The organism is Microvirga lenta, from assembly GCF_020532555.1.
Taxonomy (GTDB): domain Bacteria; phylum Pseudomonadota; class Alphaproteobacteria; order Rhizobiales; family Beijerinckiaceae; genus Microvirga; species Microvirga lenta.
In genome coordinates, this window is sequence record NZ_JAJBBR010000009.1 from 173,226 (window position 1) to 186,484 (window position 13,259).

General features: G+C 66.6%; 16 protein-coding genes. 10 read left to right on the forward strand and 6 right to left on the reverse strand.

Translation table 11 applies throughout. The features are described from left to right. Nucleotides 1–7 precede the first annotated feature (7 nt). The gene (locus tag LGR44_RS15565; protein WP_226741628.1) at nucleotides 8–928 is read right to left on the reverse strand and encodes a branched-chain amino acid ABC transporter permease; all 921 of its coding nucleotides are present in this window, start codon (nucleotides 926–928) and stop codon (nucleotides 8–10) included. Nucleotides 929–1,201: 273 nt separating this feature from the next. Between LGR44_RS15565 and LGR44_RS15570 the strand changes: the two genes are divergently transcribed. Then, nucleotides 1,202–1,726, forward strand: a complete 525-nt coding sequence (locus LGR44_RS15570; RefSeq protein ID WP_226741629.1) for a flavin reductase family protein — start codon at nucleotides 1,202–1,204, stop codon at nucleotides 1,724–1,726. Here LGR44_RS15570 and LGR44_RS15575 read toward each other — a convergent pair. Further along, nucleotides 1,723–2,577, reverse strand: coding sequence for a methionyl-tRNA formyltransferase (locus tag LGR44_RS15575; RefSeq protein ID WP_226741630.1), 855 nt, complete (start codon nucleotides 2,575–2,577; stop codon nucleotides 1,723–1,725). The genes LGR44_RS15570 and LGR44_RS15575 overlap by 4 nt on opposite strands. 27 nt (nucleotides 2,578–2,604) lie before the next feature. After that, nucleotides 2,605–4,068: a patatin-like phospholipase family protein gene (locus tag LGR44_RS15580; RefSeq protein WP_226741631.1), complete on the reverse strand. Its 1,464-nt coding sequence runs from the start codon at nucleotides 4,066–4,068 to the stop codon at nucleotides 2,605–2,607. Between the two features lie 237 nt (nucleotides 4,069–4,305). Here LGR44_RS15580 and LGR44_RS15585 point away from each other — a divergent pair, with 237 nt between their 5' ends. The 3 genes from LGR44_RS15585 to LGR44_RS15595 all read left to right on the forward strand — a co-directional run bounded on the left by LGR44_RS15585 (nucleotide 4,306) and on the right by LGR44_RS15595 (nucleotide 6,025). Further along, nucleotides 4,306–4,575 carry an usg protein gene (locus tag LGR44_RS15585; RefSeq protein ID WP_226741632.1) on the forward strand — a complete coding sequence of 90 codons (270 nt, stop codon included), beginning with the start codon at nucleotides 4,306–4,308 and terminating at the stop codon, nucleotides 4,573–4,575. A 100-nt stretch (nucleotides 4,576–4,675) separates the two neighbouring features. Next, complete coding sequence (locus LGR44_RS15590) at nucleotides 4,676–5,272, forward strand: exopolysaccharide biosynthesis protein (protein ID WP_226741633.1); 597 nt, start codon at nucleotides 4,676–4,678, stop codon at nucleotides 5,270–5,272. Nucleotides 5,273–5,314: 42 nt separating this feature from the next. Further along, the gene (locus tag LGR44_RS15595) at nucleotides 5,315–6,025 is read left to right on the forward strand and encodes a 2-phosphosulfolactate phosphatase (RefSeq protein ID WP_226741634.1); all 711 of its coding nucleotides are present in this window, start codon (nucleotides 5,315–5,317) and stop codon (nucleotides 6,023–6,025) included. Here the strand turns inward: LGR44_RS15595 and radC are convergent. Next, nucleotides 6,022–6,708 carry a RadC family protein gene (gene radC / locus LGR44_RS15600; protein ID WP_226741635.1) on the reverse strand — a complete coding sequence of 229 codons (687 nt, stop codon included), beginning with the start codon at nucleotides 6,706–6,708 and terminating at the stop codon, nucleotides 6,022–6,024. The two genes, LGR44_RS15595 and radC, sit on opposite strands and share 4 nt — an antisense overlap. A gap of 123 nt (nucleotides 6,709–6,831) precedes the next feature. On the opposite strand from radC, the gene LGR44_RS15605 reads away from it, so the two are divergent. Further along, nucleotides 6,832–7,083, forward strand: coding sequence for a hypothetical protein (locus tag LGR44_RS15605; protein ID WP_226741636.1), 252 nt, complete (start codon nucleotides 6,832–6,834; stop codon nucleotides 7,081–7,083). A gap of 40 nt (nucleotides 7,084–7,123) precedes the next feature. Here LGR44_RS15605 and map read toward each other — a convergent pair whose 3' ends face one another. Beyond that, a complete protein-coding gene (map, locus tag LGR44_RS15610) occupies nucleotides 7,124–7,945 on the reverse strand; it encodes a type I methionyl aminopeptidase (RefSeq protein ID WP_226741637.1) in 822 nt (273 codons plus the stop codon). A 200-nt stretch (nucleotides 7,946–8,145) separates the two neighbouring features. Here map and LGR44_RS15615 point away from each other — a divergent pair, with 200 nt between their 5' ends. Next, on the forward strand, nucleotides 8,146–8,970 hold the full coding sequence (locus LGR44_RS15615; protein ID WP_226741638.1) for an FkbM family methyltransferase: 825 nt from the start codon (nucleotides 8,146–8,148) through the stop codon (nucleotides 8,968–8,970). Between the two features lie 31 nt (nucleotides 8,971–9,001). Here the strand turns inward: LGR44_RS15615 and sfsA are convergent, their stop codons facing one another. Continuing rightward, on the reverse strand, nucleotides 9,002–9,721 hold the full coding sequence (gene sfsA, locus LGR44_RS15620) for a DNA/RNA nuclease SfsA (RefSeq protein WP_226741639.1): 720 nt from the start codon (nucleotides 9,719–9,721) through the stop codon (nucleotides 9,002–9,004). 121 nt (nucleotides 9,722–9,842) lie between these two features. On the opposite strand from sfsA, the gene LGR44_RS15625 reads away from it, so the two are divergent. From LGR44_RS15625 to LGR44_RS15640, 4 genes are all read left to right on the forward strand, one after another. After that, nucleotides 9,843–10,589, forward strand: coding sequence for a competence/damage-inducible protein A (locus LGR44_RS15625; protein WP_226741640.1), 747 nt, complete (start codon nucleotides 9,843–9,845; stop codon nucleotides 10,587–10,589). 38 nt (nucleotides 10,590–10,627) lie between these two features. Next, on the forward strand, nucleotides 10,628–11,134 hold the full coding sequence (gene gpt, locus LGR44_RS15630; protein WP_226741641.1) for a xanthine phosphoribosyltransferase: 507 nt from the start codon (nucleotides 10,628–10,630) through the stop codon (nucleotides 11,132–11,134). A gap of 21 nt (nucleotides 11,135–11,155) precedes the next feature. Beyond that, nucleotides 11,156–12,712 (forward strand): AMP-binding protein, encoded by a 1,557-nt coding sequence (locus LGR44_RS15635; RefSeq protein ID WP_226741642.1) that lies wholly within the window; start codon nucleotides 11,156–11,158, stop codon nucleotides 12,710–12,712. An 88-nt stretch (nucleotides 12,713–12,800) separates the two neighbouring features. Continuing rightward, on the forward strand, nucleotides 12,801–13,091 hold the full coding sequence (locus tag LGR44_RS15640; protein ID WP_226741643.1) for a hypothetical protein: 291 nt from the start codon (nucleotides 12,801–12,803) through the stop codon (nucleotides 13,089–13,091). The last annotated feature ends 168 nt before the right edge of the window (nucleotides 13,092–13,259 follow it).

Genomic DNA, 13,259 nt, shown 5'->3' on the forward strand with positions numbered 1-13,259 from the left:
GGGCTCCTTAAACCTTCTCGACCTCAGGCCGTCCGAGAATGCCGGAGGGCATGAAGATCAGGACGATGGCCAGAATGGAGAAGGCCGCCACGTCCTTGTACTCGATCGAAAAATAGGCCGACCAGAAGGTCTCGATGAGACCGATGATCAAGCCGCCGAGAACCGCGCCCGGCAGGGAGCCGATGCCGCCCAGAACCGCCGCGGTGAAGGCCTTCACGCCGGGAACGAAGCCGTCGCTGAAGCTCACGACGCCATAATACAGCAGATACATGGTGCCGGCGACGGCCGCGAGGGCGGCGCCGATGACGAAGGTGAGGGAGATCGTCCGGTCCACGTTGATGCCGAGCAGCGCCGCCATCTTGCGGTCCTGCTCGCAGGCGCGCTGGGCCCGGCCGAGGGAGGTCTTCTGCACGATGTACCAGAAGATCGACAGCAGAACGGCCGTCGAGACCATGATGATGATCTGCTTGTAGGAGAGGGCCACGTTGTAGCCGCTCTCGCCCTGGAACAGCACGATCACCTCGCCGACCATGGGGGGCGTCGGCTTGTTACGGGCGCCCTGGGCCACCTGAACGAAGTTCGACAGGAAGATCGACACGCCGATGGCCGAGATCAGCGGCGCCAGGCGGAAGGAGCCGCGCAGGGGCCGGTAGGCGATCCGTTCCACGGTCCAGCCCCACAGCGAGGTCAGCGCCATCGCGATGAGGAGCACGATGAACAGGGCCAGCACCACCGACGAGATCCCGAGCCAGGTGGTCAGGATCACGAAGAAGATGAGCGCGATGAAGGCGGAGAGCATGAAGACGTCGCCGTGGGCGAAGTTCACCATGCCGATGATGCCGAAGACCATCGTGTAACCGATGGCGATGAGGCCGTAGATCGACCCCAGCGTCAGCCCGTTGATGAGCTGCTGCACAAAGATTTCCATGTCCTACCCTTGCCCCTCTGGATGGGGTCATTGTTGGTGAAGGCCAGCAAAGCACGATGCGTGGTCGAGGCCAAGCCGGACCTAAGGTGAGGTGTCTCTAGCAAACGGGATTCCGTTCGACAACGTTCTGTTAAGTTTCCTATCAGTTCCACGAATGGACCCGGAGTCCAAACTAGCGTCAGGGGCCGCTTTCAAAATAGGCAGCGAAGACCATATGCCTCCTATGACCTTGTGCTCGGCCAAAAAGGGTGGAAGAGGCTTGTCCGGATCCAGATGTTGAAAAAGCAGCCCTTCCCCGACTCCGCCACCGGTGCCTCCGGCCTCGATTCCGTCCTCTTCCGGGAGGGCATGAGCCACGTGGCCGCGGCCGTGCACGTGGTCACGACCGACGGGCCCGCGGGCCGCGCGGGCTTTACCGCGACCGCGGTCACGCCCGTCACCGACAGTCCCGCCTCCCTGCTGGTCTGCGTCAACACCGAGGGCCGCTCCGGCCAGTCGCTGCTCGCCAACGGGGTCTTCTGCGTCAACACCCTGGGCGCCGCCGACCGGGAGGTCGCGGACATCTTCGCGGGGCGGGCCGATCTTCACGGCCAGGACCGGTTCTCCCGCGGGCGCTGGGAAACCCTCGCGACCGGCGCTCCCGTCCTTGGCACGAGCCTCGTGTCCTTCGACTGCCGTCTGAGCGAGGCGCGGATCGTGGCCACCCACCACGTGATCATCGGCGAGATCGTCGCCATCCGGATCGGGGAGACGCAGCCGGCCCTGGTCTATCAGAACCGGCTCTACCACGAGCTTTAATCCCGGCCCGAGCGCTGCCCCTTGGGCGCGTAGGGGCTCCACCCGGTGAGCTGGACGAACCCGTCGCTCACGGCGACGACCAGGTGCCTCCGGTGCCTGTGGACGAGGGTGCCGGGCTTGTAGCCGTGCCGCTCCTCCCAGCCGCCGCCCTCCCAGACGTAGATGAACCGGGAATCCACCTTGGCGAAGGTCTCGATGGACCCGAAGGTGCGCATCGTCCGCAGGACCTCGCGCACGCTCTTCGTCCAGTCGAGGGTGCGCTCGGCCTGGGTCATGCGCGGCCAGTAGGAGCCCTCGCCCTGCGGCTTCGCCTCCGCCCAGAGCCGGGGCAGCTCCTCCGCGAGGGAGCCGGCGATGCGCCTGGCCGCCATCTGGCACCGGGCGAGGAGGAGGTCGTGGTTCTCGTGCGGGGACAGGGGAAACCGCTCCTGCGCGATGATGGCGCCCGTATCGAAGGACGGCTCCAGCACATGAGCGGTCACGCCCCATTCCTCCCGGTCCTCGAGGATCGCCTGGAACAGCGGATAGGGGCCGCGCCCGACCGGAAGGGGCGAGGGGTGGAAGTTCAGCGCATAGGGCAGATACGGCTCCCAGCCTTTGACGAGCCAGGGATATCCGGCCACGACCAGCGCCTGGCAGCGCATGGCCCTGAGGCTCGCCAGATCCGCCAGGGAGATCCGCGCCATCTGGATCGGCACCCGGTAGCTGCGGGCACGGGCGATGGTGACCTCGTTGAAATCGTAGATGCCGTCGCAGGGGCGGCTGAAGAGTTTGACCGGCTCCCAGCCCTTGGCCAGCAGAGCCTCGAAGACGTCTCCGAGGAAATCGATTCCGGCGAAGGCGAAGCGCATTCGCGGTGATCCTCCCTGCCGGGTCCCTTACTCGGCTCTGCTCATGCCCGTGTCCACCGAGGCGGTCAGCGCCCGCCTCGGCCCCTTCCTGATAAATGAACGGAAGATCGCATTGTTGCGCAAGGCCGTCTCGCCGGCGCTGATGACGGTGTCGAGGGTCTGCGGGTCGAGCTTGAACCGGGTCGGGACCTTGTCGAGCCGCGCCTTGAGCTCGGGGCCCGCATCCTCGAAGGAGACCCGGCCGACGGTGAAGGTGACGTCGGCGCAGTTCCAGCCGGCGAGCGTGCCGCGCAGCTTCACGACCTCCGCGCTGGACAGGGAGCAGCGCCAGCGCCGCAGGTCGTCCTGCCAGTCGCGCATGATGGTCGTGAAGTAGTCGTAGCCCTTGTAGACGCCGGAATCGATGGCCGCGTCGGTCACGACCCCGGCGAGTTCGAAGCCGGACGGGGAGGCGAGGTTGCGGGGCCAGTTGCCGGCCGGATCGCGGCCCGCATCGACGACGAGGAACAGGAAGCGCTTGACCCGCACGGCCTGCTCGGCGGTCATCGGCATGTAGGGCCGGTCCCGGTTGGTGCGGGCGACGGCCAGCGAATGGATGCCGAAATTGTCCGTGAGGCCGCCGTCGAGGAGCTTCACGTAGCGGTATTTTTCCGGATCGCTGCGGTAGCGCATCACCGCGGCGGCGCTGGCCTTCAAGGTCGCGGGGGCGGTCGGGTCGGCGATGCCGCGCTGGTACCATTGCGGGACCTTGCCGCCGCAGGTCGCGCCGAAATTCTCGACGTTCATCGGAATGAAGAGGCCCGGCACGGCCGCCGATGCGGCGACCGCCTCCGACAGGCGCACCTTGCTCAGGTCGCTGCACAGCACGTTGAACGTGATCGGCTCGAACACGAAGGGCACGCGGCTGTAGATGTCGGACGCGGCGATCCAGACCAGGGGACGCCCGCGGGCGAAGAGATCCGCGTAGGTGGCGCCGTCGAACAGGTTGTCGTCGAGCCAGCGGGGGAATTTGGAGCGGTCGTTGACGCCACCGTCCTCCACGATGCGCAGGACGTTGCCCAGGGAGACCTCCGTGTCGAAGCCCTGCTCGGCATTGCGCTCCAGGAAACGGGTGCGGAAATCCGGGAGCCCCTCGCGGCCCTTGAGGCCGAAATACGCGGCCGTCACCGAGCCGCCGGACACGCCGGTCACGAGGTCGACCATGTCCGTCAGGCGGTTCTGGCCGCGCTCCGTCGTCATCTCGTAGCGGTCGAGTTCGTTCAGGACGCCGTAGGAGAAGGCCGAGGCCCGCATGCCGCCGCCGGAGAACGCGACGCCGACCACGGTCGAACCGAACTGCTCAGGGCCGAGGGGCCAGCCGCTCTGGTCGGCGGCCGCCGCGATGGGGCCGTTGATCGGCGTGTTGTCGACCGAACCCGCACAGGCGGAAACCGCCATGACCATGGTGCCCGCAAGCACCCAGCGTCCGAACAGGCCCCTATACTTTTTCATTGTCGTCCACCCAGCCAATGACGAACGCAATACCGTGACCCAGGAAAACTCTCAATAGTCGTCGGGAAAGTCTTCACGGTCATCGTTACTTGCCGGGAGCGTGCCGTCAGCATGGTCAGGCGGCGGGCGGGAACTGGGGACAACGCTGGCGACTTAACCTTGAGCATGGGCGATCCTCGCCCCGATTGTCCGGCCGGAGGCCCTGAGGGACAGTCCGGCCTGCTGGAAGGAGGCCGCATGGCATCGAAGGATTTCATCCGTCAGCTCGAAGGCTACGGGCTGACCACCGCCAACATCCTCTACCGTCTGCCCGATCACCCCGCGCTCCTGCAGACCTACATCTGGCAGGATTACGATCTCGCCCCGGACTTCCCGATCCTTCTGGAATTCCTGGATTTCTGGCAGCGGGAACTGGCCGGACCGCTTCATTCCGTCACGGTGACCCACGCCCGCCTGATCAGGCCGGCGGAGTTCCGGGCGGTCGAGGGCGAACTCACGCTCCATTAAGGGGTATGCGGCCCTCGGCGGCACCAAGCCGGGCTTGGCCCCGGCACGCAACTCGGGTAGAGAAGCCTCTCTTGAGCGTCCTTGAACTTGCCGGGGCTCCTTGTTCTCCAACGCGCGTACCTCCCAGATCCTGGCCGCGCTCGCATCCCAGCCGGGCGAGCGTCTGACGGTCCGAGACATCATGGCCGTGCTCCAGGATCGGGCGTTCGCCCTTCTGGTGGTTCTGCTCGGGTTGCCGAATTGCCTTCCCATGCCGCCGCCGATCCCCCTGGTCTGCGGCCTGCTGCTGGCCCTCGTGGCGATCCAGATCCTCTTCGGCCGTCCGACGCCATGGCTGCCGAGCACGCTTCTCAACCGCTCCATCGCCCAGACCGACGTGGAGCGGGCCGTCGGCCGCGCCATGCCCGCGTTCCGCCGTCTCGAGCGCGTCTCCCGCCCGCGCATGACCTTTCTCGACACGCCCATCGCCATGCGCCTCATGGGAGCCGTCATCCTGATCCTGGCGCTGGGCCTTCTCTTCGCGCCGCCCTTCGTCGGTCAGATCCCGCTCGGCCTCGCCGTGTGCCTCGTGGGCCTGGGCCTCGTGGAGCGCGACGGCCTCGTGGTGCTGGGCGGCCTCGTCATCGGCAGCGTCGGCCTCACCTTGAGCCTCGGCTTCGTCTACGCGATCCTGTCGGGCATCGACACGCTGCTCTGAGCATTCAACGGAGGCACGAATGCCTTCATCCATCGTCCACGCATGACATACGTCTTCTGCGAATGGGGCTTGTCCGGGATCGAGGCCCTGCTCGGCCGGGTGGCGGCCGTGGTGATCGTGGATGTCCTGTCCTTTTCGACTGCGGTCGACGTTGCGGTCTCGAAAGGGGCGACGGTCTATCCGTTTCCCTACGGCGAGCGGGAGGCCGCGCAGCGCGAGGCCGAACGGCTCGGGGCGGTGCTGGCCCGGCCCCGGCGCGCAGCGGGCGGTCAGTTCAGCCTGTCGCCGGCCAGCCTTGCGACGGTTCCGGACGGGATGCGCCTGATGCTCCCGTCGCCCAACGGCTCACGCCTGTCGCTATCCTGCGGCGGGACGCCGGTTCTGGCCGGTTGTCTGCGGAATGCCGCCGCCGTCGCGCGGGCGGCTCGGATCGTCGCGGGCGAGGGCGCCATCGGCGTGGTGCCGGCGGGTGAACTCTGGCCGGACGGCAGCCTGCGTCCGGCCGTCGAGGACCTGCTGGGCGCGGGCGCCATCCTCCATCATCTGGACGGCTCGCTTTCGGCCGAAGCCGAGATCGCCCGGGCAGCCTACCGCGCCGTGGGAGCGGACCTCCCGCGCCTGATCCGGGCTTCGATGTCCGGCCGGGAACTGATCGACGGCGGTTTCGGCAGCGATGTTGAAATGGCCCTGGAATCGGGCATCAGCGCCTGCGCGCCCGTGCTGCGCGACGGCGCCTACCGGGCCTGCCGCTAGATCAGCTTGAGGCCCTTCAGGCTCGCATGGCCCTCCCGTCCGACGATGATGTGGTCGTGGACGGTGATGCCGAGGGGCTTGGCGACCTCCATGATCTCGCGGGTCATCTTGATGTCGGCCGGCGAGGGGGTCGGGTCCCCGGAAGGGTGGTTGTGGACGAGGATCAAAGCCGAGGCGGAGAGTTCGAGGGCGCGCTTCACCACCTCGCGGGGGTAGACCGGCGTGTGGTCGACCGTGCCCGATTGCTGCACCTCGTCGGCGATGAGGCCGTTGCGCTTGTCGAGGAAGAGCAGCCGGAACTGCTCCTTGTCCATGAAGGCCATGGCGGCCCGGCAATAGTCGATCACCGAAGTCCAGGAGGACAGGACCTGCCGCTTGGCCACGTCGCCCTTCACCAGCCGACGGGCGGCGGCCTCGATCACCTTCAGGTCGGTCACGACATTCGCGCCGATCCCATCCACCTCCATCAGCCGGGCGGGCGGGGCGGCCAGAACCTCGGCGAAGGTGCCGAATCGCTTTAAGAGCTCCTTGGCGATGGGCTTCACGTCCCGGCGGGGAATGAGCCGGAACAGGACCAGTTCCAAAAGTTCGTAATCCGGCAGCGCATCGCCCCCGACCTGCAGGAACCGGGCGCGCAGCCGGTCGCGATGGCCGTGATAATGGGGAGACCCGTCGTCGCTCATGCCCGCCGTTGCTCACAAGGTTTCAGTTGCCAAAGGGCAAAGACCGCAATTGCCCACGTTTTTGAAACAATGTAGCTTTTGAGGCTGGGTAGATCCGGATGTCAAGGTGACAGAGGGAATTGAATGAATGCGGCTTACTATGCGAAGCTCTTGCTCTTCCTGCTTCTCTCAAGCTTGGGCGGTCTCGCGGGTGCGGTTTTTGGCGCCGCCATTGGCTATCTCGCCGGAATGGTAGCCGTCTTCCTTTTTACTTTCGTAACTTACAGTTTCGATCCGCTCACAGTGGGTTTTTATACTCTGTTCCTCAGTGCAATCGTCGGCTTCATATGGGCGTTCGTGCGCTCATACACGCTGCTGGTCCGGCACCTCTGGTAAAGAAAAAGGCCACGGCGTGTCAGCCATGGCCCCTTGCCGGTCAAGCCAAGCTGAACGGCGGCTTGTCGTAGCCCTTGGGCGAGAAGGTGAAGACCTCGACGCCGGTCTCGGTCACGCCCACCGTGTGCTCGAACTGGGCCGAGAGGGACCGGTCGCGAGTCACGGCGGTCCAGCCGTCGGAGAGCACCTTCACCTGGGGGCGGCCGAGATTGATCATCGGCTCGATGGTGAAGAGCATGCCGGGCTTCAGCTCCACGTTATAGGCCGGCTCCACGTAATGGAGGATCGTCGGCGAATCGTGGAAGACCCGGCCGAGGCCGTGGCCGCAGAAGTCGCGCACCACCGAGCAGCGCTCGGCTTCGGCGTAGGTCTGGATGGCGGCGCCGATGTCGTTGGTGGTGGCGCCCGGCTTCACGACCGCGATGCCGCGCAGCAGGCACTCATAGGTGATCTCGCACAGGCGCTGCGCCCGGCGGGGCACGTCGCCGATATAGTACATGCGGCTCGAATCCCCGTGCCACCCGTCGAGGATGAGGGTCACGTCGATATTGACGATGTCGCCGTCGCGCAGGGGCTTGTCGTTGGGAATGCCGTGGCAGACCACATGGTTGATCGAGGTGCAGATGGTCTTGGTGTAGCCGCGATAGTGCAGGCAGGCCGGATAGGCGCCGTTGTCCCGGATGAACTCGAAGGCCAGCCTGTCGAGGGCGTCCGTGGTCACGCCGGGCTTGGCGTGCTCGGCCAGCAGGTCGAGGCATTCGGCGGTCATGCGGCCCACCCGCCGCATGGCCTCGAACGCCTCCGGGCCATGAAGCGGGATCTCGGAGGCCCGCTTGCGTTCCATCACGTCGGTGTCAGTCATCGTCGATCCTTGAGTTAAGGCGAATGTAGGGATTGGCGCGCGCGACGCAAGCAAAGACATGGGTGGCGGCATGGGCCGAACGGCACGGGTTCTGCGACCGCACCAGGACCGGGTGACGATGGGGCCGGCTTGCGATTGGGCCGCAAGGGTGTCATGAGCAGCCCCAATCCAGCCGGTCGTCCGGCGTCAGGTTACGGGAAATGAACGATCCTCGCCCCTTCGGCACCTATGCGCCCTCGGGCTTCACCCGCTGGGCCATCGAGCGCACCCGCGCCCTGTCCGGCGGCTGGGCCGCCCGCCGCCTCGCCTTTCTCCTGCGCCGCCTCGCGGTCCGGTCCCTGAGGGGCGCGCCCCTGGACGTGGAGACCCTGGGCGCCCGGATGCGGCTTTATCCCTACAACAACGTCTGCGAGAAGCGCATTCTGTTCACCCCGCAGTTCTTCGATCCCCAGGAGCTCGCCCTGCTCGAGACCCGGATCAAGGAGGGCTTCGCCTTCGTGGACGTGGGCGCCAATGTGGGGGGCTACGCACTCTTCGTGGCGGCCCGGGCCGGGCGCTCGGCCCGGATCCTGGCCCTGGAGCCGCAGCCCGAGATCTTCGACCGGCTGACCTACAACATCCGCCAGAACCCCTTCGGCACCATCAAGGCCATCGCCTGCGCCGTGGCCGACAAGACCGGGGAGCTGACCCTGTTCCTCGACCCCCGGAACAAGGGCGAATCCAGCGTCAAGATCGTGGGTTCGAGCCAGTCGAACGCGGTGCGCGTCCCGGCCGTGACGCTCCTCGACCTCCTGCGGCGGGAGAACTTCGATCGCGTGGACGCGGTCAAGATCGACGTGGAGGGCGCCGAGGACCTGATCCTCGATCCCTTCTTCCGCGACGCCCCGGCCTCGCTCCATCCCTCCCTCATCGTGATCGAGGACGGAAGGGACCAGTGGCAGATCGACCTGCCGAAGCTCCTGGAAGGCCACGGCTACAGGCTGATCCTCCAGACGCGGCTCAACCTGGTCTACGAAAAGGCCTGAGGCCCTCCCGGCGGGCGAGGTCGGCCGAGGGTCAGCGCGGCGTCACGATGGGGATCGGCCGGTCGATGACCACCTCCTCTGTGCTGATCCGGCAGACATAGGCATAGGATTCGACCCCCGCCGCGAGGGCATGGCGGAAGGCCTTGTCGTAGGTCGGGTCGATGTCGCGGGCCACGTCGAAGCGCTCCGCGTCCATCTGGATCACGTAGACCAGGGCCGCCCGGGCTCCCGAAGCGGCCATGTCGGCCAGCTCGTAGAGGTGCTTGGCGCTGCGGGCCGCGACGCAATCCGGGAATTCGGCGAAGCCCGCCTCGCGCATGAGATGGCAGTTCTTCACCTCCAGATAGCAGGGCGGCTCACCGTCCTTCTCCAGCAGGAAGTCGACCCGGCTGTTGCGGCCGTACTTCACCTCCGGCCGCACGCTGTCATAGCCGGCGAAAGGGGCGAGCCGTCCGTCCCGCAGGGCTTCGGCCACCAGGAGGTTGGGGCGGGAGGTGTTGATGCCGATGAGTTGCTCCGGCCCGCCGCCGGCCGGAACCTCGACGAACTCCCAATTGTACTTGAGCTTGCGGGCGGGGTTGTGGGCCCGGGACAGGAAGACGCGGCTGCCCGGCTCCTTCAGCCCCATCATCGCCCCGGGATTGGCGCAATGGGCCGTCACCTGCTCGCCGCTGGCAAGGACGACATCGGCGAGGAAGCGCTTGTAGCGCTCGATGAGGCGGCCTTCGAGCAGGGGTTCTTGAAAACGCATCGGGATCCGTCATTGAAAGGAAAGGGGGCTCCGTAGCAGGGGAGAAGCCCCGGCTTCAACCGAAGGCTTGCTTGAGAATTGCCGCATCCGGCGCTAAAGGCCCTCAAAAGGATCGTTCCGCATGGCCGCTTCCGTTACCGCCGCCCTTCTCGTCATTGGCGACGAGATCCTGACCGGGCGCACCAAGGACAAGAACATCGGCTATATCGCCGAGTACCTCACCGGGATCGGCATCGACCTGCGCGAGGTCCGGATCGTGCCGGACGTGGAGGAGGAGATCGTGGGCGCGGTCAACGCCCTGCGGCAGCGCTACACCTACCTGTTCACCACCGGCGGCATCGGCCCCACCCATGACGACATCACGGCCGATTGCATCGCCAAGGCCTTCGGGGTGGGCATCGACCACGACCCCCGGGCCGTCGCCATGCTGCGCGAGCGCTACCAGCCCGACGAGCTGAACGAGGCCCGCCTGCGCATGGCCCGGATCCCGCATGGGGCCGACCTCATCGAGAACCCGATCTCCCGGGCCCCCGGCTTCCGGCTCGGCAACGTGTTCGTCATGGCCGGGGTGCCGTCGATCATGCAGGCCATGCTCGACAACATCTCTCCGACCCTCCAGACGGGCGCCCGCATGATCGCCGAGACCATCGACGCGGAGGGCCTCGCCGAAGGCAACTACGCGGAGGGCCTCGCCGCCGTCGCATCGTCGCACGAGGGCGTGTCGATCGGATCCTATCCGTCCTTTTCCGCCGGCGGTTTTCGCAACCAGATCGTGGTGCGGGGCAAGGACCCGGCCGCCGTCGCGAACGCCACCCTGGCCGTCAACGACCTGCTCCGTCGCCTGAAAGGCGACCGGGCGCCCCTTTGAGAGTTCAACAGAGCCAAACGCCCGAGAAGAGCAAGCCGATGTCCCCGACCTCACCGAAAGCCTTCCCTGTCTCCTGGGATCAGTTCCACCGCGATTGCCGGGCGCTCGCCTGGCGCCTGGCCTCGGCCGGGCCCTTCGAGGCCATCGTGTGCATCACGCGCGGCGGCCTCGTGCCCGCCGCCATCGTGGCGCGCGAGCTCGACGTGCGGCTGATCGAAAGCGTCTGCATCGCCAGCTACCACGACTACAAGAACCAGGGCGAACTCCAGGTGCTCAAGGACATCGCTCCTTCGGTCAAGGCGCTCGGCGACGGCGCCGGCAAGGGCGTGCTGGTGATCGACGACCTCACCGATACCGGCAAGACCGCCCGGATCGTGCGCGACATGCTCCCCGGCGCCCATTTCGCCGCCGTATACGCCAAGCCCGCCGGACGGCCGCTGATCGACACCTTCGTCACGGAAGTGAGCCAGGATACCTGGATCTACTTCCCCTGGGATATGGGCCTTGCCTACCAGGCGCCGATCCGGGAAGGCTCGGCGGGATAACCAAATCTGGGAGCGGGCGCCGTGGCTGATTTCGATCTCTCATCGACCCGGAAGACCCTGTTCGGCGCGCTCCTCGATGCGCGAGACCGGTTCGGGCGCAACAAGATCGCGCTCGAGGACCTGGAGCGCCAGCCCATCAGCTTCGGCCGCCTCGTGCTGGCCTCGCTGGTGCTCGGGCGCAAGCTCGCGGGCCTCACCGCCCCGCGCGAGCATGTCGGCGTGCTCCTGCCCAACGTGCAGGGCATCGCGGTCACCCTGTTCGCCCTCAATGCCTTCGGCCGGGTGCCCGCCTTCCTGAACTTCACGGCGGGCACCGTCAACCTGAAGGCGGCCTGCGAGGTGGCCGAGGTCGGCACCATCGTGACGTCGCGACGCTTCGTCGAGCAGGGAAAGCTCGACGACGTGGTCTCCGCTCTCGAAGAGGGGCGGCGGATCGTCTGGCTGGAGGATGTGCGCGCGACCATCACGAGCTTCGACAAGCTGCGCGGTCTCGTGGATTCCTGGATGGCGCGTCGGGTTCACGCCAAGACGGGGCTTTCTCCCGACGATGCCGGGGTCCTGCTCTTCACGTCCGGATCGGAGGGCAAGCCGAAGGGCGTCGTGCTGTCGAACGCCAATCTCGTCGCCAACGCCTACCAGGTGAAGGCCCATGCGGGCAACGTGCTGACGCCGGACGACGTGTTCTTCAACCCGCTGCCGATCTTCCATTCCTTCGGCCTGACGGCCGGGCTGCTGACGGCGATCCTCAACGGCATGAAGTCGGTGCTCTATCCGAGCCCGCTCCATTACCGGCAGATCCCGAAGCTCGTGGCGGGAACGCGGGCCACGATCATGCTCGCCACCGACACCTTCCTGCAGGGCTATGCCCGCGCCGCCGGCGAGAACGATCTCGCGACCGTCCGCTACGTGATCGCGGGCGCCGAGCGCGTGAAGGAGGAGACGCGCAGGCTCTGGAGCCGCCACGGCACCGTGATCCTAGAGGGCTACGGCGCCACCGAATGCTCGCCGGTCATCGCCGTGAGCCTGCCCGACCGGAACCGCCCGGGATCGGCCGGTCCCATCCTGCCGGGCATCGAATGGCGTCTCGATCCCGTCGAGGGCATTCACGAGGGCGGACGTCTCCATGTGCGCGGCCCCAACGTCATGAAGGGCTATCTCGATCCGCAGGCGCCGGGCGGCGTCGCTCCGCCTCCGGAGGGCTGGCACGATACGGGCGACATCGTGACCCTCGACGACGGGCTGGTCACCATCCGCGGCCGGGCCAAGCGCTTCGCGAAGATCGGCGGCGAGATGATCTCGCTCGCGGCCATCGAGGCGATGACCCAGAGGCTCTGGCCCGATTGCAACCACGTGGTCGTCGCCCTGCCGGATCCCCGCAAGGGCGAGCAGATCGTCCTGATCACGGACAAGCCGGATGCGGACCGGGACGCGCTCCTCGCCCACGCCAGGGAGCAGGGTTTTCCCGAATTGTGGGTGCCGAAGTCGATCCTCGTCGCCGGCATTCCCGTGCTCGGTTCCGGCAAGACGGACTACGCCGCCGCCGTGGAAATGGCCCACAGGCTGCAGGCGATGCTCTGACGGAGGAGGTCCGTAACAAAGCGGGGGCTGATGCGTTGGCATAACAGGCACATGCCTGACGTTTTGCATCATCCGATTTGGGATCACCATGAAGAAGTTCGTCCTCGCCCTGGCCGTGATGGCATCCGCAAGCGCAGTCCAGGCGCAGCCACGGCCCTTCACGCCGCGCATGCCGTGCGGCCAGATCCAGCAGACCGTCTTCGCGAGCGGCGCCGTGGTGCTGAGCACCGGTGCCAACACCTACGACCGCTACGTCCGCGACCGCAGCTTCTGCCAGATCAACGAGTTCATCGAGGCCGCCTGGGTGCCTGCCCAGGACACGCCGCAATGCCCGGTCTATCGGTGCACGGACGACGATCCGTTCCTGTTCGGCGATTGAACGGCGGATCCACGGTTCCGCATTGAAGCACCGGAACGGCTCTCCGCTCCTGGAACGGCCGCGCTTTGGCCCATGCGCGGCCTCCTCGTCTGAGAACGACCCGTTAACGATGCTGCCGATTGCGTGGTGGACAAGCTCCACAATCTATTGACGCGCAGAGGCCTCTCC